The 24,592-nt window shown below is 41.7% G+C and carries 21 protein-coding genes and 1 pseudogene; 8 read left to right on the forward strand and 14 right to left on the reverse strand.

Translation table 11 applies throughout. From position 1 onward, the window contains the following. Positions 1–2 precede the first annotated feature (2 nt). The 4 genes from NSTC745_RS28755 to NSTC745_RS28770 all read left to right on the forward strand — a co-directional run bounded on the left by NSTC745_RS28755 (position 3) and on the right by NSTC745_RS28770 (position 3,773). Positions 3–1,019 (forward strand): sucrase ferredoxin, encoded by a 1,017-nt coding sequence (locus tag NSTC745_RS28755; RefSeq protein ID WP_445634043.1) that lies wholly within the window; start codon positions 3–5, stop codon positions 1,017–1,019. Positions 1,020–1,042: 23 nt separating this feature from the next. After that, positions 1,043–2,419 carry an MATE family efflux transporter gene (locus NSTC745_RS28760; protein ID WP_445634044.1) on the forward strand — a complete coding sequence of 459 codons (1,377 nt, stop codon included), beginning with the start codon at positions 1,043–1,045 and terminating at the stop codon, positions 2,417–2,419. Between the two features lie 62 nt (positions 2,420–2,481). Continuing rightward, complete coding sequence (locus NSTC745_RS28765; RefSeq protein WP_445634045.1) at positions 2,482–2,706, forward strand: MbtH family protein; 225 nt, start codon at positions 2,482–2,484, stop codon at positions 2,704–2,706. A 179-nt stretch (positions 2,707–2,885) separates the two neighbouring features. After that, entirely contained in the window at positions 2,886–3,773 is an 888-nt protein-coding gene (locus NSTC745_RS28770) for an oxidoreductase (RefSeq protein ID WP_445634046.1), read from the forward strand. A 352-nt stretch (positions 3,774–4,125) separates the two neighbouring features. Here the strand turns inward: NSTC745_RS28770 and NSTC745_RS28775 are convergent, their stop codons facing one another. The 5 genes from NSTC745_RS28775 to NSTC745_RS28795 all read right to left on the reverse strand — a co-directional run bounded on the left by NSTC745_RS28775 (position 4,126) and on the right by NSTC745_RS28795 (position 11,040). Continuing rightward, positions 4,126–6,255 (reverse strand): caspase family protein, encoded by a 2,130-nt coding sequence (locus NSTC745_RS28775; protein WP_445634047.1) that lies wholly within the window; start codon positions 6,253–6,255, stop codon positions 4,126–4,128. A gap of 315 nt (positions 6,256–6,570) precedes the next feature. Further along, positions 6,571–7,749, reverse strand: a complete 1,179-nt coding sequence (gene sat, locus NSTC745_RS28780; protein WP_445634048.1) for a sulfate adenylyltransferase — start codon at positions 7,747–7,749, stop codon at positions 6,571–6,573. A gap of 176 nt (positions 7,750–7,925) precedes the next feature. Beyond that, on the reverse strand, positions 7,926–9,653 hold the full coding sequence (gene cobJ, locus NSTC745_RS28785) for a precorrin-3B C(17)-methyltransferase (RefSeq protein ID WP_445638712.1): 1,728 nt from the start codon (positions 9,651–9,653) through the stop codon (positions 7,926–7,928). 202 nt (positions 9,654–9,855) lie between these two features. Further along, a complete protein-coding gene (locus tag NSTC745_RS28790) occupies positions 9,856–10,245 on the reverse strand; it encodes a hypothetical protein (protein WP_445634049.1) in 390 nt (129 codons plus the stop codon). Positions 10,246–10,758: 513 nt separating this feature from the next. After that, entirely contained in the window at positions 10,759–11,040 is a 282-nt protein-coding gene (locus NSTC745_RS28795) for a hypothetical protein (RefSeq protein WP_445634050.1), read from the reverse strand. 460 nt (positions 11,041–11,500) lie between these two features. On the opposite strand from NSTC745_RS28795, the gene acsF reads away from it, so the two are divergent. Then, the gene (gene acsF / locus NSTC745_RS28800; protein WP_445634051.1) at positions 11,501–12,577 is read left to right on the forward strand and encodes a magnesium-protoporphyrin IX monomethyl ester (oxidative) cyclase; all 1,077 of its coding nucleotides are present in this window, start codon (positions 11,501–11,503) and stop codon (positions 12,575–12,577) included. 82 nt (positions 12,578–12,659) lie between these two features. Here acsF and NSTC745_RS28805 read toward each other — a convergent pair whose 3' ends face one another. The 3 genes from NSTC745_RS28805 to NSTC745_RS28815 all read right to left on the reverse strand — a co-directional run bounded on the left by NSTC745_RS28805 (position 12,660) and on the right by NSTC745_RS28815 (position 15,734). Next, a complete protein-coding gene (locus tag NSTC745_RS28805) occupies positions 12,660–13,022 on the reverse strand; it encodes an ArsR/SmtB family transcription factor (RefSeq protein ID WP_445634052.1) in 363 nt (120 codons plus the stop codon). Between the two features lie 233 nt (positions 13,023–13,255). Beyond that, the gene (locus NSTC745_RS28810) at positions 13,256–13,693 is read right to left on the reverse strand and encodes a hypothetical protein (RefSeq protein ID WP_445634053.1); all 438 of its coding nucleotides are present in this window, start codon (positions 13,691–13,693) and stop codon (positions 13,256–13,258) included. 127 nt (positions 13,694–13,820) lie between these two features. After that, positions 13,821–15,734, reverse strand: a complete 1,914-nt coding sequence (locus NSTC745_RS28815; protein WP_445634054.1) for a transketolase C-terminal domain-containing protein — start codon at positions 15,732–15,734, stop codon at positions 13,821–13,823. 264 nt (positions 15,735–15,998) lie between these two features. Here NSTC745_RS28815 and NSTC745_RS28820 point away from each other — a divergent pair, with 264 nt between their 5' ends. Further along, complete coding sequence (locus NSTC745_RS28820) at positions 15,999–16,754, forward strand: DeoR/GlpR family DNA-binding transcription regulator (protein ID WP_445634055.1); 756 nt, start codon at positions 15,999–16,001, stop codon at positions 16,752–16,754. A 313-nt stretch (positions 16,755–17,067) separates the two neighbouring features. Here NSTC745_RS28820 and NSTC745_RS28825 read toward each other — a convergent pair whose 3' ends face one another. The 5 genes from NSTC745_RS28825 to NSTC745_RS28845 all read right to left on the reverse strand — a co-directional run bounded on the left by NSTC745_RS28825 (position 17,068) and on the right by NSTC745_RS28845 (position 22,033). Then, a complete protein-coding gene (locus tag NSTC745_RS28825) occupies positions 17,068–18,237 on the reverse strand; it encodes a zinc-dependent alcohol dehydrogenase (protein ID WP_445634056.1) in 1,170 nt (389 codons plus the stop codon). A gap of 236 nt (positions 18,238–18,473) precedes the next feature. Further along, complete coding sequence (locus tag NSTC745_RS28830; RefSeq protein ID WP_445634057.1) at positions 18,474–19,643, reverse strand: zinc-dependent alcohol dehydrogenase; 1,170 nt, start codon at positions 19,641–19,643, stop codon at positions 18,474–18,476. A gap of 137 nt (positions 19,644–19,780) precedes the next feature. Further along, positions 19,781–20,269, reverse strand: a complete 489-nt coding sequence (locus NSTC745_RS28835) for an SRPBCC family protein (protein WP_445634058.1) — start codon at positions 20,267–20,269, stop codon at positions 19,781–19,783. A 586-nt stretch (positions 20,270–20,855) separates the two neighbouring features. Next, a complete protein-coding gene (locus NSTC745_RS28840) occupies positions 20,856–21,212 on the reverse strand; it encodes a DOPA 4,5-dioxygenase family protein (RefSeq protein WP_445634059.1) in 357 nt (118 codons plus the stop codon). A 284-nt stretch (positions 21,213–21,496) separates the two neighbouring features. Continuing rightward, a complete protein-coding gene (locus tag NSTC745_RS28845) occupies positions 21,497–22,033 on the reverse strand; it encodes a universal stress protein (protein WP_445634060.1) in 537 nt (178 codons plus the stop codon). A 501-nt stretch (positions 22,034–22,534) separates the two neighbouring features. On the opposite strand from NSTC745_RS28845, the pseudogene NSTC745_RS28850 reads away from it, so the two are divergent. Beyond that, positions 22,535–22,762 (forward strand): annotated as a pseudogene (locus NSTC745_RS28850) (transposase); the annotation flags it as partial. Between the two features lie 84 nt (positions 22,763–22,846). Here the strand turns inward: NSTC745_RS28850 and NSTC745_RS28855 are convergent. Continuing rightward, the gene (locus tag NSTC745_RS28855; RefSeq protein WP_445634061.1) at positions 22,847–23,290 is read right to left on the reverse strand and encodes a TOBE domain-containing protein; all 444 of its coding nucleotides are present in this window, start codon (positions 23,288–23,290) and stop codon (positions 22,847–22,849) included. Positions 23,291–23,742: 452 nt separating this feature from the next. Here NSTC745_RS28855 and NSTC745_RS28860 point away from each other — a divergent pair, with 452 nt between their 5' ends. Beyond that, complete coding sequence (locus NSTC745_RS28860; protein ID WP_445634062.1) at positions 23,743–24,537, forward strand: hypothetical protein; 795 nt, start codon at positions 23,743–23,745, stop codon at positions 24,535–24,537. Positions 24,538–24,592 lie beyond the last annotated feature (55 nt).

Consider the following 24,592-nt stretch of genomic DNA (forward strand, 5'->3'; position numbering starts at 1 on the left):
AAATGCCAACTCAATATGTGAAAGAACTTCTAGCAAGAGACTGTCGTTTTTGTTCTTTGGTTTCCAAAGCTAATGGAGAAGATTTAATTGGGACAGCAGGTACTTGCGAACATTGGTTGATTATGGAAGTTCCGCAACCTTGGCCGCAAGAAATTTTTCAAGAAAATCCCATTATTAAGTCAGTAATAGGTTTATTCCAAGAGTTGATTTTTCAGCATGGGGTTAATTTAAAACCGATAATAATTGCCCCTGACCGCGAATATTCTTATCCTGGTTTTACTCGCATTTTCTACTATTATCGCCCTGGAAAACTGTTTTCTCAGTTTGAGAAACAAGAGTTTGTGGTTCCGGAAAGTAAAGCCGCTGATTTGTTAACAGCAATATTTCAGCAGTTGATACAACAACCCAACAATTTATCGCAATTTCAGCAATATCAACAACAAACAAGCCACATTCGCGAACTGATGGTTTGCACTCATGCTCAAGTTGACGTTGCTTGTGGCAGATTTGGAACTCCCATCTATCGACAATTGCGTAAAGAATACGCTCCTATTTCTAATGGTAAATTACGAGTTTGGCAAACAACTCACTTTGGCGGCCATCAATTTGCTCCGACATTAATTGATTTACCAAGTGGCTGTTTATGGGGACATTTAGAGCCAGATATATTAGATTTATTAGTACAACGAAATGGCTCAGTTTCTGGTTTGCGTGAATATTACCGAGGATGGACTGGTTTAAGCAAATTTGAGCAAATTGTTGAGCGCGAAATTTGGATAAAGTCTGGTTGGAGTTGGGTAAATTATTTGAAAGCAGGCAAAATAGTGGCGATGGGAAAAGATGGCGACTGGGCGGAAATTCAGATTGATTTTGCCCTTCCAGACGGTAGTATTTCAGGTGCTTATGAAGCCAAAATAGAAGTTTGTGGTGAGGTGATGAGTGCATTTAACTCAGCAAAAGAGATGGAGTTAGAAGCAGTGAAGCAGTATCGTGTTAGTCATTTGGTTAAGGTTGAGTAAACAGCAAATTAGAAAACTAAAAAATGGCTTTACAAAAACAATTTCAAATTACTAATGAAATCCTTGATGGTAACATTGTTAAACTAATGTTAAAGCTATCAATTCCTAGTACTTTAGGAATATTGATGCTGAGTTTAAATACTTTTATTGATGCTTTATTTGCAGGAAGGTTTATTGGTGAAAATGCTTTGGCTGGTATCTCGCTGGCACTGCCAATTATAGCTATAATAAATGGATTTGCTTTTTGTATTGGGGTGGGTTCTGCTTCTGTTCTGAGTCGGGCTATTGGTTCTGGAGACGTTAAAACTCAGTCCAAAATATTTGGTAACTTAATAGTTATGAGTGGTGTAATTTCACTTTTCATTACTATTATTGGTTATAAGTTTGGCAAAGAATTAATTTTTTTAATGGGTGGAACTGGTGAAGTTGCTTTAGAAGGCGTAAAATATTTTAATACTTATATCATAGGTTCAGTATTTTTGATTTTAGCGGAAGCTTGTAGCAATCTGATAAAATCAGAAGGTAAGATTAAATTAACTTCAATATTTGATTGGGTTTTTGTTATTGTTAACATTCTATTGAATTATATATTTATTAGTGTATTTCATTGGGGAACTCAAGGGATTGCTCTGGCTACAGTTATGGCAATGGTTGTTTATAGTATTGCTAATTTAGGTTATTTTATTGTTGGTAAAAGTTCTATTCCAGTTAATTTTAAAAAAATCGCGATCGCTATAGACTTAATTGCCGCAATCTTATCAGTTGGCATATCAGAACTTTTTTATCCGTTTACCATATTACTACAAGATTTTGTAGTCTTTAATTCAATTTCTAACTATGGAACAAATACTGATATTGCTTTCTTTGGAGCAGCGGGAAAAATAATCTCAATTATATTTATTCCTATTTTTGGTTTTTCCCAAGCATTACAACCTATAATTGGCATGAATTATGGCGCACAAAACTATGGAAGGATAAAAAAAGCATATTTAACTTTTGCAACTATTGGAACTATTTTATTAATATTAATTTGGCTTCCCTTACAATTATTTCCCAGAACATTTTTAGAAATAATTCTGCCAGATGTTAGATTTACAGAAGACGATCTGCTAAATTTTAGGCTTCTCAGCATATTAATGCCAATATGGCCTTTAGCACACTTTAGTAATACTCTTTTTATATCTATAGGCAAAGGTAAAACTGTATTAGTAGTAATTTTGTTAAAAAGCATAATCTTGACTGTGCCAATGGTTCTATTCTTTTCAAGATTTGCAGGTGTCACAGGCATATATTCTGGTATGCTATTTGCAGATATCGTATTTATGTTAATTGTATTAGTATTAACAATTTTAGAATTTAAATCTTTAAGTTCTCTCAAAGTTGAAACAACAAAATATTAATGTTCATCATTAAATTATGACCAGAGTATAAACCAACATTAATTAACATCAACAGGTGAATTATGTATCAAAATGACAAAGAAGACACAACAATCTACAAAGTTGTAGTCAATCATGAAGAACAATATTCCATTTGGCCATGTGACCGGGAAAACCCTATTGGTTGGAAGGATGTTGGTAAAAATGGTTTGAAGCAAGAGTGTCTGGATTACATTAAAGAAGTCTGGACTGACATGAGGCCGCTTAGTCTTCGGAAAAAGATGCAGGAAATATCTGGCAGCATCTAGTAAGTAGATGTGCGTTTAAAAAAGAATTGAGAATTCAGAAGTCAGAACAAAAAACTAAAAAATTTATGCCTGAGACTAATTATTTTAGCATGGCGATTAATACACTAGTTACACAAAATTCAAAATTGAATTCTGTGTGGCTGACTCATAAATTCTTTTATTAAAAATGGAGACTTTTTATGCTCGCATCATCAATGACTAAGAGACGAATATGGTTTATTACTGGTAGTTCAAAAGGCTTAGGTCGAGCATTAGCAGAAACGGTGTTAGAGCAGGGTGACGCTGTAGTGTTAACTGCAAGAAATCCAGAGTTAATACAAGATTTAGCAGCCACCTTTTCAGAACATACATTAGCGGTGCAACTTGATGTTACCAAACCTGAAGAAGTACAAGAAGCAGTAAAACAAGCAATTACTAAATTTGGACGTATTGATGTACTTGTTAATAATGCTGGATATGGAATTTTAGGAGCAATAGAAGAAGTCAGCAATGAAGAAGTTCGCTGTCAGTTTGAAACGAACTTTTTTGGTGTTTTAGAATTGCTACGGACAGTACTACCTTATATGCGACAGCAAGGCAATGGACACATAGTTAATATTTCATCGGTGGGTGGATTTGTTGGCTATGCGGGTACGGGAATTTATAATGGTACGAAATTTGCAATAGAAGGTATTTCTGAAGCATTGGCTCAGGAAGTTACACCTTTGGGTATTAAAATCACAATAGTCGAACCTGGTGCTTTTCGTACAGATTTTGTGACGCGTTCTCTTGTTATCGCTGATAGCGAAATCAAAGACTATGAAACAGCGATTGGTGAAATGCGTCAAGGTGCGCGAGATATATTAGATAATAAATTGGAATTTCAGGAACCAGGCGATCCGAAAAAAGCAGCTTTGGCAATTATTAAAGCAGTTAATAGCAAGAATCCGCCACTGAGATTGGCGTTAGGAGAAGATGCTATTTATGCTATTAATGCCAAACTGGAGTCGGTGAAAACAGAACTAGATACTTGGAAAGAAGTGTCTCTAAATACTGCTTTTGATGAACTTGTGAGTAGTTCAACTTAATTGGATTAAACTGGCATGTTGGCTATTGACTGTGGAGTAAGGTGACAGTTTGGACATCTTTATCACCTCTTGCAGAACAATTATTTAGAAGACGCATTTCGACTTGTCCCAAGGGGAGACGCTACGCCAAGCAAGATCCCGTTCGCCCTTGGCGTTCCCGTTCGCGCAGCGTCTCCGTTAGGAGAAGGGTAGGGTACGCTCAATACTCGAACCCTGAGAAGACGAGGGTTGAGTTTCGACTACGCTCAACTTCCGCGGAGTCGAAACCCGGCAACCTCATAAGTCCGCTGTTTCACAAGATAGTCAGATCATTGGCAGTCATCAGTCAACACTCGTAATGCCTCATTTGTATTCACACAACTTGAAAAGTAAAACTCAAACTTGCCCAATTATTCACATCCAGGATATATGAGTCGGTTGCTGTGCCGTTCATTTCAGTTTTGATGAAGCTGGCGTTATGCAAATCTTGGAGTAAGGCTTGGACAACATCTAACGATTTTGACAACGGGGCAATTGGATGCTGTTCTGGTGTGGGATACTTTGCAGTGTTTAAGACGGCGAGAGTCGCACTCAAGGGAGCAATACTAAAAATTAGTTGTTGTTCGGAAAAGAAGGCTGGCCCTGGTATTACCCATTCAGAACCAGCATTAGTTTGGGGTAAGGTGAGAGTTTCACCTGGGGCGATGACAACTTCTCGGAAAAGCGGTTTATTGTCTGTAGTGTCTGGTTCTTGTGGAGTTTCCCAAGAGTAGAAGACAGTTGCGGTCTGATTATTTTTTAAACCTAACAAAATTAAGTATACTGGGCGATCGCTTTCATTTTGCAGCCGATATTGCATTCGGCTACCAATAGGGACAACGGGAGTAGGGAGTGGGGAGTGGGGAGTGGGGAGTGATTTTTGAGAAGTGATTCGTAGTGTTTGGCGTTGCGTTAACGCCTGAGGTGATTTATCGCTAATTATCTCTAGGGTTGCTTTGATGGCTAGGCGGGAAGAACCTTCATTTTCTGTGAGTCGCCATAATTTGGCTGCTAGCAAAGTGGATAATTTCGGTGCTAACCGCAGTACTGCAACTTTTACCGCTTCGCCAACTTCGCCTGCGGTGTCGGGAATTAACTCGCCATCGAGAGTAAAAAGTGCATAGCGACTGGGTGCTTGCTGGAGCTTACCAAATATATAATCAGCTGGTTGCTCTCCTGCTACTACGGTGGAAACACGAGCAGTAGCGGCAAAGCCACTTGTGGCGTCTACTCGTTCAATTCTTTCCAGCCGATTATCCAGAGCAATTATTAAATTAATATTTTTTGGTAAAACGCGGACTGCTTCTTGGACAAGTTGCCCGACTTGGGCCGGAGTTGCACCTTCAATTTTGAAAAGTTGCGCTTTTGCTGTTAGCCCACTACGCGATCGCAATACTAATTGCTCTGTTGTTGGTAGAGTCAATCGAGAATTCACTCCGTAGTATACCAGCACTTGAGGCGGTAATCCTGCCAACCACAGCTGCACTGTTTTGCCGTCTTCTTCAACGGCTCTGACCACGCCCTCTCCACCAATGTCGCTCTCTGGCAGTAGAGAGGTTACATGTAACGTCTCTACATGTTGATTTTTATGCGTACTTAATAAATCTGGTTGCTGTTTGCTACCCAGTTTGTACAAAGAATTTGCCACATGAGAAAGAGCAACTTGAATTTTAGTGGCTGGTGTAGTTTCCCATAAATACTGAGTCAAAGCGTAGGTAAATAACCCGGCACTAAAACCAGAAAAGACTGCTTCCCTCGCTGACTGCTTGGAATTTGAAGTAGCAGTTAACACAACAGGAGTGCTGCGCGATTTTTGAGTTTTCAGTTCTTTAAGAAAATCAAGTTCCTCTGCTACGAGCTTGGCTTCTGGCGATTCTTGGAGGGCGCGAATTTTTAATCCGATGGCTGAGCTAGGAGCAGAATAACTCGTATCTAATACTGCTGTGACTCGGTTTGTCGGCAGCGATCGCAATAATAATAGTAAACTTTCTTCTAATAAATAATTGACTATTTGTTCATTTTGTGTAATTTGAATTTCATTAGCTGACACCAGAGCATTTTGCATTGTATCTGGCGATGTTTCCAATTTTACCCGGCTGCCATAGCCACTAAAGTGGAAGACAACCACATCGTCAGGTTGAGCTTGCTTGCCCAGGTGGTCTAAAAAAGCTGCCTCAATGAATTCCCTGCTAGCTTGTTCCTCTGTTAGGGTAAGAATATCTGACCTTTGGAAGCCAAAGCGATGAATTAAAAGTTCTCTTTGCAGTTCCACATCAGTGAGGCAACCACCCAAAGACGGAATTTTTGGGTATTGGTTAATACCTATTAATAATGCCAACTTCCGCGGACTGGGTTGTGCCAAAGCGTGGTAGTAGCGGTTTCCCAAACTCAACCACTCAGCTTCAGTTAGCCCCAATACGGCAAGTATTGAGCCAATTCTGTTTAAAAACGTGCGCCGTTTCATAAATTAGCCATCAGTTCTCAGCCTACCAGCTAGCAGCTTAAAGGTTTGAGGCCTGTAGTGTAAAGGGGGAGGTGGGGAGATTGGGAGGTGGGGAGGTGGGGAGGTGGGGGGACAAGGGGGACAAAGGGAAAGGGGTAAAGATTAAATGGCGTTGCATAATTGCGGGATGATTTATCTCACGCAGAGGCGCAGAGACGCAGAGAGAATAAGGAGTTGAAAATTTCAATGCATCAAAATTCATCCCCTGATTCAGCAATGCCGATTAAATTTATTCCTTTTCCCTTTTCCCTTTAACCTTTTCCCTGCCCCTCCGCCCTAAACCGCCACCTCTATCCGCATTGCCCGCGCCAACTCTGCGGCTACTTCTGGGCGGGAAAATTCTGGTGGAGGTAATTCGCCGCGTCGCAGCATTTCTCTAACTTTGGTTCCGGATAGGTGAACGCGTTCTTCTGGTTTGCTGGGACTGGTTTTAGTCGTTGCCATCTGCTTGGTACGGGTGCAGTAGAAAGCGTGTTCAAATTTCATGGGCACAATGCCTAATTCACTTGGCTCAAATTCATCAAAGATGTATTGAGCATCATAAGTCCCATAATAATCACCAACGCCGGCATGATCCCGACCAACGATAAAGTGAGTACAGCCGTAGTTTTTGCGGACTAGAGCATGGAATATTGCTTCGCGAGGGCCAGCATAACGCATTGCTGCTGGATTAATTGCCAAAATTACCCTGTCGTGAGGGTAGTAGTGTTCGAGCAAAATTTCATAACAGCGCATCCGCACGTCGGCGGGAATATCATCATCTTTGGTTGCGCCGACTAATGGATGTAAAAACAGAGCATCCACTGTTTCTAAGGCGCACTTTTGGATATATTCATGGGCGCGGTGGATGGGGTTGCGAGTTTGGAAACCCACAATAGTTTTCCAGCCATTTTCGCGGAATATTTGCCGTGAGGCTGCGGGATCTATTTGGTAAGTGGGAAACTGGGGATGCGCTTCCCGTTGCAATAGCCAGATGTCACCAGCCAGATGTACTGAACCTTGGTTATATAGTACCTGCACCCCAGGATGATTTGCATCATCAGTGCGGTAGACATTAATTGCCTCGCGGGTTTTATCGTAGTGATATTTTTGGGTGAGTTGCAAAACTCCAACAAAGCGCCCTGCGGGGTTATCTAGGCGAATCAAGGCACCTTCTTTGAGAGGGGAAGCTACTTCTTCGGCTACCGATAGTGTAATTGGGATTGACCACACAAGACCGTTAGCTAGTCGCATTTCTGTTACAGTGCGATCGTAGTCTTCCTGGTTCATAAAACCTGTGAGTGGACTAAAACCACCGATCGCAATCATTTCTAGATCGGAAACGGCGCGATCGTCAAGCTGCACTCGCGGCAAAAAGTCAGCTTTTGAGAGAAATTCCTCTCTTTGTTCTGGTGTGGCAATACGGTTAACTAACTGTCCACCGTGGGGGGCAATGGCATCTGGATGGTGACTCAACGTAATCCCCTCTTGTGATAACTGTTATTGTTTCAGACTATGTACTAACTTACCAAATGGTGGGACAAAAGAAATGGGGCATGAGGAAAGGGAAAGGGGTAAAGGGAAAAGGGGAAAGATTGAATTTATTGCTTTAACCTTTAATCTTTAACCTTTTCCCGACTTCTGCAAGAAGTCTATTCTTCGGTATAGCGGCGCGGTGTATAAACCCAAACATTACCATTGTTGCGCTTGATAATTCGGGTTTTTGTGGAACCGACGAGAATAATAGTTCGCATGTCGGCGGTAGCTGGTGCTAATTCCTCAAGTGTTATTACCTTCACAGTCTGTCCCGGCCTGCCGAGATTCCGTCCTAAGACTACTGGTGTATTCGGTTTTCGATGTTGCAACAAAATATTTCTCGCTTCTGCCAGTTGCCAAGTACGGTCTTTGGAAACAGGGTTGTAGAAAGCAATTACAAAATCAGCTTCGGCAGCAGCGGCAATTCGTTGGGCGATCGCCGACCAAGGCTTTAAGATGTCAGAAAGGGAAATTGCACAGAAGTCATGCCCAAGAGGCGCACCAATGGCTGCTGCTGCTGCTTGCATGGCTGAGATCCCTGGTGCCACATGAATGTCGATACTTTCCCATTCCGGTTTACCATAGCGATCGCATACTTCAAAAACCGCTGTTGCCATTGCATAAATACCGGGGTCGCCAGATGAAACTACAGCTACATATCGCCCAGATGCCGCTAAATCCAGCGCCATCTTTGCCCGTGCTTCTTCTTCCCGGTTATCGGACTCATGCCGTTGCTTGCCATCACCGAGAGAACCGATTAAATCTAAGTAAGTTTTGTAACCTACAAGATCGGTTACCGACTTGAGTATTTCCTTGACTTCCCCAGACATCCACTCTTGACTGCCGGGGCCTGTGCCAATAATCGCTAACCGTCCGCGTGCTTGACCGATGCTGTTGGGGTCGATGGGCTGCTGGGCAATGGCGATCGCAATCCGCTGGCCAGAAGATATGGGAGATGCCCCTGTGGCGGCGATCGCTATGGCTTGTACGGGGCTATAACCTTGGGAAAGTAAGTTTTCTAACTGATTTGAGGTGAAAAACCTAGCAGGCACTTTCAAGGCGCTAGCTACAGCGTGGATGGCAGGATCGGCGGCGGTGGTGATGGGTGCAAATATGCCAGCGATTGATGCAGGTGTGAGTGCGGCATCAGCTAATAGTTGATGTACTAGGACTAGTGTTTGGTCTGCATCAATGATGCCATCAATGGCGATCGCTATAGTTGCAGGGTGGTAGACAAGGCAGTTGGGCGCAGGAGTCACCAAACGTTCTGTAATCTGGATGGACAAATCTCCATTTGCATCTATAGGCAGTTTGCTATCGCTCAACCAAGGTGCTGTGCCTTCTAGTTTGACTTGCGCCCCGGCAAGTAAATCTGAGATAAATTTTTTGGCATCGTCTGGGTTTGCTAAATGGTATCCGGGGGGAGGAGACAACAGCGTTGTACCCAAACGTAAATCTCCCGTAGTCGTGATTGCAGGTTTGACATCAAGAACTTGGGCAATGCGGCGTGCCAAATCATTTACCCCACCAAGTCCGCCCAAAAGAGGAACAACAGCGCTACCATCTTCAGCCACAGCTAGCACTGGTGGTTCCTGTCGTTTGTCAGAAAGCATCGGAGCTAGCGTCCTAATCAAAATACCAGCAGCACAAATGCCAATCAGCGGCGTTCCTTGAGCAAATAACTCGCGCAGCGTCTCGCCAAAATTCCTGAAGCTGACATCAACCCCAGACGTGCGACCCTCTAAACCATATAATGTCGAGCCTGGTAGGACGCTGATTATTTTGCGTGCTACTGCCACGCTATTTTGACCTAATACTATAATGGCGGGTGCAACGTTCATCATTAATGAATTACAAATTACGAATTCTTCAATTAGTACTTTAAATTCATAGCTGACTAAATATTTAAACGATGAGGCAGACAAGGGGGACATGGCTTCGCTAAGGGAAAAGGGTAAAGGTTAAAGGGAAAAGAGAGATCTTTCCTTTCCCCCTTGCCCTTTGCCCAATGCCCCATGCCCCATGCCCAATGCCCAATGCCCAATATCAATTAGCTTTACGCTCTTTGAGTACCCGATCTAGCAAGTCTCTTGCAGGTTGCGCTTTAGCTAAGGCTGCTTGATGGTCACTATGAGCGCGAACAAGGCGAAAAAGACTGCTCATACCTGTTTTGAGTTGCTCAAGTTCTTCGCCAGTAACCAGTTCTCCATCAAGCATCCGTCCAATCAAGGGTTTGATGTCCCCCACTTCTTGACGGACTTTTTGGAGCTTTTCTACGGAACTCAGTAAGGTTTTTAGCGAATTTAATATATCATCAATATCCTGGCTACCCTCCACCGACTCAAGTTCTTCTTCGCTTGTTACAGTATCTTTGTCTGAAATTGTAGGCAATTCTTGTGCAGAAGTTTCACTTTTAGCCCCGTTTGCCCGTGCCATTAACGTTTCCTCAAGGAATTTTTCTTAGTGTATCGCTTATTCTAAGTTTCTCAAGATAATATCGTCATAATTCGTTAAATAAATAGTGATAAATTTCTAAATAAAAAAATTGATGCATAATCTTTTATATTTATCATCTCTTCGGTGTCTCAGTATGTTAATGGTTCATTAGATTAAACACAGCGATCGCATCTTCTTTGTTACTACTAGAATTCAGAATTCAGAATGAACTATGCTCCACTGCGCTAACAGAATTCAGAAGTCAAACAGTATTTATACTTGGCTGGACTGGAGGCTAAGTTTGCCTACTTTTATGGTATTGGGAATAGAAGACGCAAGCAGAAAAACTTTCTCTTTGTCTTGTGGTTAGCAATGCCCTTTAAAGCTTTAAATCGTTCTGCAAAACCTATACTAAATGATAGATGGCAAAGATAGCGATCGAATACAAGAGCGATATTGACGATGAGAATCGTCCAGCAGGCGCGACTTCGATATGATTGCGAGAAAGTCTAATCAAACCATTGGCTTTAACTGTCGTAGTTGACATTGTTCTTGTGAAAAAGATTTTGCAAAATCACAATTAAAGCTCAGATAATATTTTTCTTGAATCTCATCTTGGGATGGTTGAAGTTGGCACATCAGTTCCATAATCACTGTGTGGTCAATGATGTCATCAACATCGAGTATGACTTCCCTTTCAATTGGTAATTCATCGCTGTCTATCGCCTGATAATAATTTTTCAAAGGTTTATGATTCTGCACATAGACATCATGCAGCATACTAATTGAAGTCAACTACGTCGGGAAATTCAAAATTCAAAATTATCAAACGCCACCCATCCGTGGGGCTTGTAAGCATCCTTCAAATTCAAGTTCAAAATTCAGATAATTCCAAGCATAACGACCCCAACGGTATAGCTAAAATTGGCGCTGGCGTGAATCCGCAGGAAGTTATTGTCCAAAGGTGTAAGTAATTGCGCTTGATTCTCTCAATGATGCACCATAGTGGATAACTCTTAATCTTTAAGAACAATTACGCTTAATAGATTTATAATTATAAAGCTGTTAAAAGCTATAATTTTTCAAAAATTAATCAACTCATTTTTTGGCTTTATGCTTGCAATACAACAGTTGTAGGCGATAAAGACGAGCTTTGGTGAAGAAATCTATAAATTTTGTTTGTAGATCTAGTCAAAAAACTTTAACTATTATAATTTTATAGTTATATAAATAAATAGTGGATTAACAGCGCATCATGGTTAATACCCTACCTCAGTCTGCCCCCAAGCAACCAAAAGCCGGAATCAAAGAGCCAAGCCAAGAAACTATACTGACTCCTCGGTTTTACACCACAGACTTTGAAACCGCTGCCAATCTGGATTTGTCTGCTCAGGAAACTGAGTTAACAGCGATGCTCGAAGAAATGCGATCGGACTACAACCGCCACCATTTCGTTCGAGATGAGGCGTTTGAGCAATCGTGGGAACATATTGGTGGAGAATCACGCCGAGCTTTTATTGAATATCTAGAACGTTCGTGCATTTCGGAGTTTTCTGGGTTTTTGCTGTTTAAAGAACTATCCCGAAAACTCAAAGGCCGCAATCCGCTTTTGGCGGAAATATTTCAGTTGATGGCGCGTGATGAAGCCCGCCACGCTGGATTTCTCAACAAAGCAATGGGAGACTTCAAAGTTTCCCTCGACTTGGGGACAGTTACTAAAACTCGCACTTATACGTTTTTCCCGATTGAGTGGGTGATTTACACAGTGTACTTATCAGAAAAAATCGGTTACTGGCGTTACATTATTATTTACCGCCATTTACAAAAGCATCCAGAAAACCAGTTTTATCCCATCTTCCGTAAATTTGAAAGTTGGTGTCAGGACGAAAACCGTCACGGAGATATATTCAAGGCACTTTTACGTTCTCAACCGCAACTCTGGAACAACTGGAAAGCTAGGCTGTGGAGTCGCTTTTTCTTGTTATCGGTATTTGCTACCCACACGCTAACAGTTCACGAACGTGCTAGTTTTTATGATTCTCTCGGACTCGAAGCAACGGAATTCGATCGCCAAGTCGTTCGCAAGACTAACGAAACTGCGGGACGAGCTTTTCCTGTAATGTTGAATACCGAACATCCCCAGTTTTTCCCGCGTCTGCAACGATGCTCAAACTACAACTTGAAAATTGCAGAGATTGAGCGCAGTTCTACATCAAAATTGGTGAAGCTGATTCGCAAACTACCTTTGATTGCAGCAATTGTTTGGAATCTACTGTTACTTTACCTCATCAAACCCATTGATGCTGAGGCTTTGCGGGAAACTGTGCGTTAGCTTTTTGAAGCGATCGCTCATCCTCTATCATGAATCGTACCATCGGATGCGATCGCACCTTGGAAATCAGGTATTCTCTTGTTCAAAAAATTGCTGTTTTGCTCCGGAGAGTTTTTAGGCTTTCCGCCTGCTGTTGGACGCGTTCGCTAATGCGATCGCACGCTAGTTCGCAAAGTTCAAAAATCATCGGATCGACAATCTCGTAATAAGCACTGGTGCCTTTGGGCTGACGAGATAAAATTCCTGCCTGAGTTAATACTTTCAAATGCTTAGATAGATTTGCCTGTCCTAAGCCAGTAGCCTCGGCAATTTCCATCACATTCATAGCACCTGACTTGAGACAGGTCAAAATTTGTAAGCGACTTGCTTCTGATAAAACCTTGAAGTAGTCAGCAACCGCCACGAGAACAGCTGGATCGGCCTTAGGTGGCTTAGTTTTTGGCATAGTATGATTTAGCGATCGGCACAATAGTTATTTAATAGTTTATTAGTAATATAGCTAATTGCTAATTAAATTTAATCAAACCCTCAACGGGCAACGTCAAATCCCATCCCTTTCACAAAATACCTGTTAATGCGATCGCTCTCTACCTGTTCTATGCTAGGTCAACCATAATTACAAATTTAGTCGCTAGATCGGCAGTTAAATAAGTATTTGTACTAGTTTTTATTCGTAGATTATTTACAGTGTTTTTTAAGAAGAGATGTAGCCAGTTCAAAACTATTAGGTTGAGTTTGCACCGCATAAGCTTCTCTTTCTAAATCTTGCCTGTGGATATCGCTATAGTGCATAAAAAACGGTCGAGCATAATTGATAGGCTGAATATTCAAACCTAAAGTTTTTATTTTTCCTTTACCCGCACATACTTGTGCGGCATGAACAGCTTCGTGAATTATGGTTTGAGTACCGATTTGTAGGTCAAATACTACTGGATTAATCCAAATTTTTTTGCTCGCTTCCTGTAATAATCCATAGGCACCGCGCTTAGGCGGCAACTGAATTATTACCTGAAACCCAAATTTTTCTAATTGATTTTTTAAATCGATAAATTTTCGTTCAGGGGTGGTTGTTTGAGAAAGTAATAATAAAAAATTTAAAAGTACAGTTTCTATCATTAAATTTTATAGTTATTAAGATATTTTCATCATTCATCATGATATAACAATTCTAAGTAATTCGTGAGAGGCAAGATACCCGACTTATTTAAAAAGTAGGGTATCTGTGACTTTTGGCGATCGCCAATTATTTCACTAAATCCTTCACCTTGTTCATAATACTCACTGGGTCAATCCCTTGATGTGGATATTGTTCCCACAAACCGCCACAGCCTTCTTTATGAGTACCAAGATAAGCATATTTGGGAGTAAACCCACGCTCTAATAACCAACTACCAAAACGGCTGCCTAATCCAGTTCGACGATTAAAGGACTCGACCACAAGTACAAAAGGAGCATTACCAATTTTTGCGATCGCCTCTTCGTCAATAACGTTTAGAGTTGGTTTATTAATTAAACCTATATCTAAACCTTCTTGCTTGAGACGCTCAACGGCATCGAGAGAGCGATACAGAGCATCACCAAAGCTAACAATGTAGCCTTGCGTTCCTTCTCTAATTACTTCATCTTTACCAGGAACAAATTTATAGTCCCTACCAAAAAATTCATGACCATTATTGTCGAGAATGAATGGTACTTTAGAACGAGTCGAGAAAATAAACCGCAGTCCAGGTTCAAAGAATACAGACTCTACACAGGCTTTCATCTGATTGGCATCAGCTGGAAAGTAAAGGCGTGTTTGGTAGCCATCATCTAAACCATTGTCAGCGAACATATTATTTATGCCGAAGTGGCAGGTATTATCCGCCATATCGTCGATGCCTGCATGAGAAAAGTGACAAAGCACATTCGAGTAGTTCAACCGCGCCATCGTAATCTCTGAAATACACATTTCTAAGAAAGCGCTAAAGGTTGCGAAAATACCTTGTTTTCCTGACTCCATGCCAAAGCCGGCAGCAGCAGAAAAGTTGCTCCGTTCCATAATGCCAGAGGAAATAAAAATTTCCGGGTAAGCTTCGTGAATTTTCTTCAGTCCGCACGAACCTTCAAGATCGCTATCGATGACTCTGACGTTTTCCTTGCGTTCTAGTTCACTGAGGCGACTTAAAACAGCAACCATCGCATCACCGAAGACGTTGCGATTAGCATCCCATTTATTACTGGAACCAAGAAAAGTGTAGGTTTGTTTCGGTTTTTGAATACTCTTGATGTACTCGACAGCAGCAGTTTGTCCCCGTGATTCGAGATATTGGATTGCTAAATCTACAGAAATCACATCGTGACCGTGAGTAGAACCTTCTAAACCTGCAATACCAGGGCACATGGGGCGTTTATTAATAATGGCAACTGGGCCGGGAGTATTCACAGCTTCGTGAATCCGATGGTATAGATCATCTATGTCTTCCCCATTTCCTTCGAGTATCTTCAATCCATGTCCTTGTAAGGTTTTGGCGACACTGAAACCAGGGAGATATTTTGAAGGATGTCCGGCGATCGTCACATCGTTATCATCAATGATGAGTTTGACGTTAAGATGTTGAGCTACAGCCAAGCGAGCAGCTTCAGCATCGTTGCCTTCTTGCTGGGAACCATCCGAACCAAGACAGAAAACTACTTTACCTGGATTTGCCATTGCCACACCATTGACGTAAGGCCATATATGTCCTAGTCGTCCAGAACTAAACTTGACGCCGGGGGTTAGTCCTAATTCTGGGTGTCCTGGTAAGCCGGAGTGTGCTTGGCGATAGTGTAGGAGTTGTTCGCTTGGTAATTGGCCATGCAAAGCTGCCATTAAATATTGAGTTGCAACTCGATGTCCAGCCTCATCAAAGAAAATCGGCACAAACTTATCGGGTGCTGAATTAAACAAGGCATCAAGTACGATCGCCTCTGGTACTGTGTCATAAGGCCCTCCAGTATGGCCGCCTACCCCTGTAGCAGCTCCAGTGGCTGTAAAAAACACGATCGCATCGCGACACAATTGAATGTTTGCTTTTAGGTTCTCTCGTTGCTCCAAGGTAAGAGTTGCATTTGCAACATCGAGAACCACTGGCTTGTAAGCACTCAAATCAATGGGAAATTGAACGTTAGTAACAGTCATAATTTATTCCTGGGATTTTAAAGGGATTGGGCATTGGGCATTGGGCATAGGGCAGTAAACAGATAACTGATAACTGTCATCTGCCAATCCCAAAGCAGCGTTTATTGACTATCAACAAGCTAAGATTGTTAAATCTTGCTTGCACGAATGTGCTTGAATTTATTTAAAGTTTCTGGGAAACATGCACTAACCTGCATACCTATGAGTATAAACTCACAAACGTGCAATTTCAAGATCAAATATGCAATTTCCGGAAAATAAATTATGCTAACTGCGGAGCGACGACAATTTATCCTAGAGATTCTGCGGCGTGACAAAAAGGTGCTGTCATCGGAACTGAGTGCGGTTTTAAAGGTTTCTGAGGATACGATTCGCCGGGATTTGCGGGAATTAGCCGAATCCGGTTTATTGCAACGCGTTCATGGGGGGGCGCTTTTAATTTCGCCAGCGATCGCTTCTTATGCCGATCGCCAAAAGCAAGCGCCGAAAGAAAAAGAAGCGATCGCCCGTGCAGCTGCCAAATTAGTCTCTCCAGGGCAGGTGGTAATTTTAGATGGAGGTACTACAACTCTCCAAGTAGCTCGTCATTTGCCTTTGGAATTGCAGGTGACAATTGTCACAAATAGCCCTCCCATTGCTGTTGCCTTAGCAGAACATCCCCATATAGAAGTTGTAATGTTAGGCGGAAAACTCTACAAAAAAGCTTTGGTAAATGTTGGGGCTACTACAGTTGAGGCATTACGGATGATTCGTGCAGATTTGTGCATGTTGGGAGTGTGTAGCGTACATCCAGAATTTGGAATTAGCGTACAGAACTTGGACGAAGCGCATGTCAAACGAGCGATGATTGCTGGAGCAGCGGAGGTAGTTGGATTAGCCACAGAGGAGAAGTTAGACACTGCTGCTCCTTATGTTGTGGAATCGATTCATGCCCTAACTTACCTGGTAACAGCACCAACTGTATCAGATCGGATACTAAGTTCTTACAAAGCGTTGGGTTTAGCGATCGTTCGTGAGTAGATAAGGGAACTGGAAAAAATAAATATAGGACTTACGTATTGACAGAAAATACCAAATATGGATGTTTGAAAAACCACCTCTTTCGTAGGGGTACAGCACTGCTGTGCCCTTACACCCAGCGTTTATTTACCACCAAAGAATGATTAATAAAAGCCTGAAACAACCGATGCATATAAACGCACACCATGATTAATTTGTACAGTGCGTAAGTCCTAAAATAATAGGTTTAGATGGTTGACTGTTGACTGTGAACCGTCAACGATCGACAGTTATTCGTGTCTCAATTCTCAATGCCCAATGCCCAATGCCCAATTCACGGTTTAAGTACAACTTTGATACAGTTATCTGTCCTTTTATTGAAAATTTCGTAGCCGTGCGGTGCTTGGTCTAGCGGCAGAGTATGGGTGATTATAAAAGATGGATCTATATCACCATTTTCGATGTGAGCGAGTAATTTGGGCAAGTACTTATGAACGTGGGTTTGCCCCATTTTGAATGTTAAGGCTTTGTTCATGGCAGCACCCATTGGCACTTTGTCTATGAAACCGACGTAAGCGCCAGGAATTGAGAGGTGACCGCCTTTGCGACTAGCAACCATCATTTGTCTAAGCACAATTGGTCGGTCTGTTTCTAAACGTACTGCTTGCTTCGCCTGGTCGTACAAATACTGCAAATCCATACCGTGTGCTTCCATTCCCACAGCATCAATAGAAGCATCCGGGCCGCGACCGCCCGTCATTTCTTTGAGGGCTTCTCCGACATCGACTTTCTCATAGTTGAGCGTCTCGACATTGCTATATTTCTCGGCTAGCTGTAGGCGTTCAGGAATTCGGTCGATCGCAATTACACGTTCAGCACCAAGAAGATAAGCACTCTGAATGGCGAATTGTCCCACTGGGCCGCAGCCCCAAATTGCGACGGTATCACCAGGCTCAATATTGCAGTTTTCTGCTGCCATGTAGCCTGTAGGTAATATATCTGTAAGAAAAAGTACTTGTTCGTCTGTGAGGGTGTCTGGAATTTTAAACAAACCGACATCAGCATAAGGAACGCGGGCGTATTCGGCTTGACCTCCTGCGTATCCACCCAACATGTGGGAGTAGCCAAAAAGACCAGACGGAGAATAACCCATCAATTTTTCTGCTAACCAGGCATTGGGGTTAGAATTATCGCACAGCGACCAGAGGTCTTGTTGACAGAAATTGCAGTGACCGCAGGAAATGGGAAATGGTACGATGACGCGATCGCCTTTTTTCAAATTCTTAACAGCACTGCCTAATTCAACGACTTCGCCCATGAATTCATGACCCATGATATCCCCCTTTTCCATTGTGGGGACGTAGCCATTGTAAATGTGCAAGTCAGAACCGCAAATTGCAGTTGAGGTGATTTTAACAATAGCATCGCGCGGATTGAGAATTTTTGGATCGGGTACTGTTTCGACCCGCATATCGTTAGCGCCGTTCCAGCAAACTGCTTTCATTATTTTTCCTCATTGGTCATTGGTCATTGGTCATTAGTCATTAGTTTTGGACAAATGACAAAGTGCAAAGTCGAGCCACTGCATTCTTATCGCCCTGCATCGGAATCTTGTGGCGTTGAGCGGAGGTTTCCGACCATCAGAACTTTGTACCAGAGGACAAATGACAAATGACAAATGACCAATGAGAAATGACAAAGGACAATAAATAGCGATGTAAGCGCATTAGCCTAGTTAATTCAAGGCTGCAATCTAACTTTTATGCAATTGTCTTTTTTGTGCTTGAATAACTCAAAGCCTTGCTTTGCTTCTGTGAGGGGCAAGTGATGTGTGAATACAATAGATGGATCGACTTCACCTTTCAAAACGTAATCCAGCAAGATAGGCATATACTTCTGACCGAACATTTGTCCCATCCTGAAGGTCATAGCTTTGTTCATGGCAGCACCCATTGGTATCTTGTCTACAAATGCACCATAAACACCCATGATTGAGAGGGTACCAGCTTTGCGACCGCTTACTATCATTTGCCGCAGTACGTGGGGGCGATCTGTTTCTAAGCGAACTGCTTGCTTGGCTTCATCATAGAATCCTTCTAAACCAGAGGCGTGCGCTTCTAATCCCACTGCATCAATGCAAGCATCGGGGCCCCGTCCTCCGGTCATTTCTTTGAGTGCTTCCCCAGCATCAACTTCTTCATAGTTGATGACTTCTGCTTTGGCAAAATCTTTAGCTAGTTGTAGCCGTTCGGGAAATCTGTCAATACCAATGACGCGTTCTGCACCCAAAAGATAAGCACTACGCATAGCAAACTGTCCAACCGGGCCGCAGCCCCAGACTGCTACGACATCTCCAGGCTTGATATTACATAAATCTGCACCCATGTAGCCAGTGGGAAAGGCATCAGAAATTGGTAGCAGCTTTTCGTCAGGAATATCTTTAGGAACTTTGATTGCACCCAAATCAGCAAAGGGTAAGCGCACGTATTCTGCAAAAGCACCTGCATAGCCACCAAAAGCGTGGGAGTAGCCATAAATGCCTGATGTAGAATAACCGTAGACTTTTTCTGCCATCCAAGCGTTGGGGTTAGAGTTATCGCACAATGACCACATCTGGCGTTCGCAGTAAAAGCAACCGCCGCAACCAATCATTGAAGAAACAACGACGCGATCGCCTTTTTGCAATTTCTTGACTTCACTACCAATTTCAACGATTTCCCCCATAAATTCGTGACCGATAATGTCACCGGGTTGCATCGTTGGGATATAGCCATCGTAAATGTGCAAGTCAGAACCGCAGATTGTTGACGATGTGACTTTGAGAATAGCATCGCGGGGGTTAAGTATTTTGGGGTCTGGCACTGTTTCCACCCGCACATCGTTAGCGCCATACCAACAAACAGCTTTCATAGTTTATACCAATTTCCTAAAAGTTTGAAACAGATCCAAATTCACAAACCCTTATCAGATAAGGATTCCTTCATTTTGAATTTTGAATTTTGTTAGCGCAGCGTTAGCGAGCCCGCGAGCGTCATTTTGAATTGGTATTACCCTTTACCTCTTGGTTGACCTTCTGTTGTGGCAATTTCGCCTGCTTCCATCAGCATTTTGAAGTGGCGTAAATCTTCTGTCAGGTTATGTTTTGGGTCTTCACCGAAGAGTTTAGCGATTGCATTTCCAATCGCACCACCAGGCGGGTTAAATTCTCTGACTACTTTCACCTCAGTACCGCGATTACCTGGCGCTGGCTTAAAGTGAACTACACCTGAGTTTTGAAATTCTGCACTTTGAACTGAAGCCCAGGAAATTATTTCGTTTTCTCTGTCTTCAACGATGACTGCATCCCACTCTAAGGTTCTATCTAAGAGTCCTTCAACAATCCAGTGCGTTTTCTTCTCGTCGTACACCTTTACTTCTTTGAGATGCTTGATGAAGCGCGGTAAATTTTGAAAGTTACGCCAAAATCGGTAAAGTTCTTCTGCTGGTTTGTTAATGGTTACAGTCTTTTCAACTTTGACTTTTTGGTTCGTCATCATTACCTCTTGTACTTGCTGGTTATATATTTTGTTGTTTTCTATAAAAATTTGAACAGATTTGTCTACGGTTATATATTTTTTAAACTTTTATTTGTCAATTAATTGTCTTTCAATAGTCTTAGTTTTTTCAAGATTTTGCTACTGCAAAAGTAGTAATTAGATTTTGTTTACTTACCCAAATTTTCCCTACTCAAACGTTTACTAAAGCTTGAGGCGGGGAACTTAAAGTAAATATTTTTTCGCACTTGAACAGCGCGATCGCTCCAATTTACTAACACTAATTTCAGCAAATCAGAATTGATAAATAGTCTACCTAGAGAAGTGAAAAATCTCCTCAATCGCAGGGTATGATGTCTGGAATGTATTCTGCTTGTTAATTTTGCTCTTTATTAGTAGCCTAAAACTATCAATAATCAACCTTTAGGGTGATTTAGTAATTTAGAATAGGGGGAAAATAGTTATATTTTGATTGTTTCTAGCGAGATCTGAGGCAAGCTTGACTAGATAGTTGCGAAATTAAGGGTGCGATCGCAAAACAATAAAATTTTCGGCTGATTCTAAATAGAAAATTCAAAATCTAAAATTACTACGTTTTTGTAATTTGCTGAAGAAAGTTTATATTCAAATCTAGTTTATTACCTAGCCATAGGGCGCGATCGGTGTGGTCTGTCAAATCATCGCCTGTTTCAGGATGAACGAGAATATCCAAACCTTGACGATTTAGCATTAACCAGGGGACGACTTTTTCAAACTGATTTGGTAAGAAAGCAACTTGATACATTCCTTTTGGGTGAGGGCCGATAGGCTGGTCAAACCAGCGTCCAAGCCTTACCTCAAATCTAGCGCCTAATCCTTCACGCACGTGGGCGGCGACATCACGAGTTGAGGTATCAAAGTAGACATGAGCGTGAAAACCAACGATCTCTGTAGTATCTTGTTCCATTGTTTCTAGCTCCACTTTCTACTCTCAAATCTAATTTTTTTGTCACTCAAAAAGCGTTGGCGTTATCCCAATTTTACCTAGTAGGTGCAGCTAGCGATCGCTTCCATAATAATTATTTCTAAAAATCTTTGTAACACACAAATCAGTTGTAAGGGCGTACAACTGTACGCCCCTACAAATGTTGTATCACTATATCAACTATTTCTTAAACTCACCCCACCTCAAAAAGGTCATGCATTTGAGTTAATAGTCAACAGTCATCCATGACTTACGCAATTTAATACTTAGTTAACGCTTGAAGCACTTGTAGTTTCTTTAACAAGTTCATCTTTTTTAGCGATAACGGAAAGATGTACAATGTGTACTGAACAAGGAGCATGGTGAAGGACGTAGTTGCTCACACTACCTAAAAAGAATTCGGTCAGCCCAGAACGACCGCGACGCCCCATCACAACTAAGTCGGCGTCATAACTACGTGCTAAGTCACAAATAAGGCGACCGGGATTTCCAAGATTTTGTGTAAATTCCGTAGTAATGCCTGCTGTATTAGCTTGGGCACAGAAAGATTGTAACATTTGGATACCTTGAGTTTTAAAGGTCTCCCACTGCTTTTGGTATAACTCGAAGTTTTGACTGTTTAATCCCGGATAATAGTCAAAATTAGATACCATAGGTACATAAGGGCTACCTTCTTCTTCTGGTGATAGGACATGCAGCAGCATTAAGCTAGCTTGTGTTAACTGTGCTAAACTTAACGCTTGGTCAAAAACCCTGTGCCCTACTTCCGACCGATCTAATGCAACTAAAATCTTTTTAAACATATATACCCCCAGTTCTATTGGTAATTAATTGGCCTTTACGATTTGGGATTTGCAGATGCTGGATTGTTGTAAATGAGCAACCCATCTGCTATGTTTGCTGACATTTTGAATAACCGTGCAGTGCTAACACTACAAGAATTGCAATCAAACAACCGATGCAGAGTGTCAGTTTCGTAATTTTTGAATTTTAAATTCCTAAAACTTTTTAGTTTGATAGTTATATTTATAGCAAAAGAATTTGAGTTAGTTGTGAAGAAAGCAAATGCATTTAACATTTAATCTTTCTTCAAACAGCGCCACCCTTAAATTGAGTTTGGGGCTAAGGCGTATTTATTTAGAGGCTAAAAAACCTGCTTTACAAAAGTTAATCAAGCGCTAATAGTTTTTCATCTTAAACTTGTAGGGTTAGAGCGTGTTTTCAAACTCGTTATATGCTAAAAAAAGATGCGATCGCTTTGTGATAACGAGCGACCGAGGAGACTTAAGTAAGAAAGCTGGGCCAAGTTAAAACCGTTACTAACACCAGAAAAACCAAAAACAGGTAAGCCAAATAATCACCACTGCACAGTGGTGAATGGTATCCTTTGGATACTCACAACCAAAGCGCCGTGGCGAGACCTCGCGGAACGTTATGGGAAGTGGCCAGCGATCGCTCTTCAGGTCGGGTCATCCCACAAAATCGCATTGCTCCCTTTTAATATCTGCGATCGCATCGCTATAAATACTTAATTTATCTTACAGATGTTCAGATCGAAAATGTTAGTCAGAGAAATTTATCTTACTAACATAATTATGTTCTGAACCAAAATTTTTCTATTCTCTGGCAATAACTATATCATTAGATTTAATAACTGCATAAGCTTCTTTTCCTACAGCTAGTTCTAACTCTTCAGCAGAAGCTCTAGTAATAATCGAGGTTAATTCTACTTTGTGGATAATTTCGATAGTTACTTCACTATTAACTGCTCCATAAACTACTCGTTTCACGACACCTTTAAGAATATTGCGAGAGCTAACTTTTAATGGTTTTTTAGGAATGTTACTTTCTAACTCAGGCTTTTGAGTGTAAATATATTCTTCTTCTTCCAGCTTGGTTGGTACTGATATTGGTGGTGAAGAGTGCTGATTAAGACTACGCACTAGTTCGCGCAAAATTTCAGTCTTAGTACGTTGGGACTGTTCGCAGAATTCTTCTAAAATCTTCCGCTCCTCTTCAGAGGTTTGAAATGTGACCCATCCTTGTTCTTTTCTTGGCATAATATTATCAATTTTGGTTACCTTGTTACGATTCTACCAAGTATCAATTCGATGTATCGTTTGAGTAATAACATTTTTTTCTAACTAATTTCTCCATTTTGCAGGAAAATTCATCAATTAATCTCATACATTTAACTATATAGATATTTATTTTTTGTAGATCCAAAATAATTTGTTACTTGATAATCGATAACCCTAATTACACATATACCAACAAAAATGGTAAAAGAGGATGCTTATTAACTGGCCTGCGTGTTAGGCAATGTTAACGTCCGACGCTGTTAAGTGTTAGCCTCAACATCCCCATTTTAGGGCTTGATATCTTGTCTTTTCTTAGCCTTTTGGCGGTTGCAGGGTTAATGTAGCAGAAAACTCGGCGAGCGATGTCTACGACGAGCTACGCCTACGCGCGAGTACCATAGGATTATTTCATGTGAGTTCACAAAAAGGTGATGAAACACCTCAAATCGCGTTCTCAAGACCTGCGGAGTTTGTTTGAAAACAATATCACCATCGAATACGTCGCAGAACCCCTCAAAGCCATGCCAGCTGATGCAGAGGTGACACAAGTGCTGCATTGGATGGAGGCACAAAATTTTGATGTCATCGGTGTTGAAACCGGGGATACTATTAGCGGTTATGTAGAACGCTCTAGTTTGATTGAAGGTAATGGCAAATGTAGCGACTATCAACGGGTATTTCATCCTAAAGAATTAATTGCCATTTCCACCCCACTGATGAAGTTACTACCCATTTTGCAACAAACTCCCCGATTGTTTGTTCTCGACTGCAATCAAGTGACTGGAATCGTTACCTGTGGCGACTTGCAGAAAGCACCCGCGCGAATGCTATTGTTTGGCTTGGTAACACTGCTAGAAATGAATCTTCTGCGGTTGGTGCGGCTTTACTATCCTCAAGATTCTTGGCAACAAATCCTGAAAAAAGAGCGGTTAGAAGTTGCTCGACGGCTATGGCGAGAAAGCCAGGAAAGAAACGAAGCTACGGATTTGTTAGATTACCTGCAATTCTGCGATAAGCGAGAGTTAGTTTTAAATCAACCAGAACTTCTCGAACAGCTGGGACTCAAATCCAAGCGGTTTGGCGAACGTTTCCTCAAGTCTGCCGAACAGTTGCGAAACCGATTAGCTCATGCCCAAAATTTAGTCACTGGTTCGTCTTGGACAGAGTTGATTTCTCTAGCAGAAGCGATGGAAATGCTGTTAATTCGCTGTGAAGAAGTTGAGTAAAATTGATTGATGGTTTTGCAACCAGGCTACTAATTTATAATTCCTAAATTACAGC

Source organism: Nostoc sp. DSM 114161 (assembly GCF_052692665.1).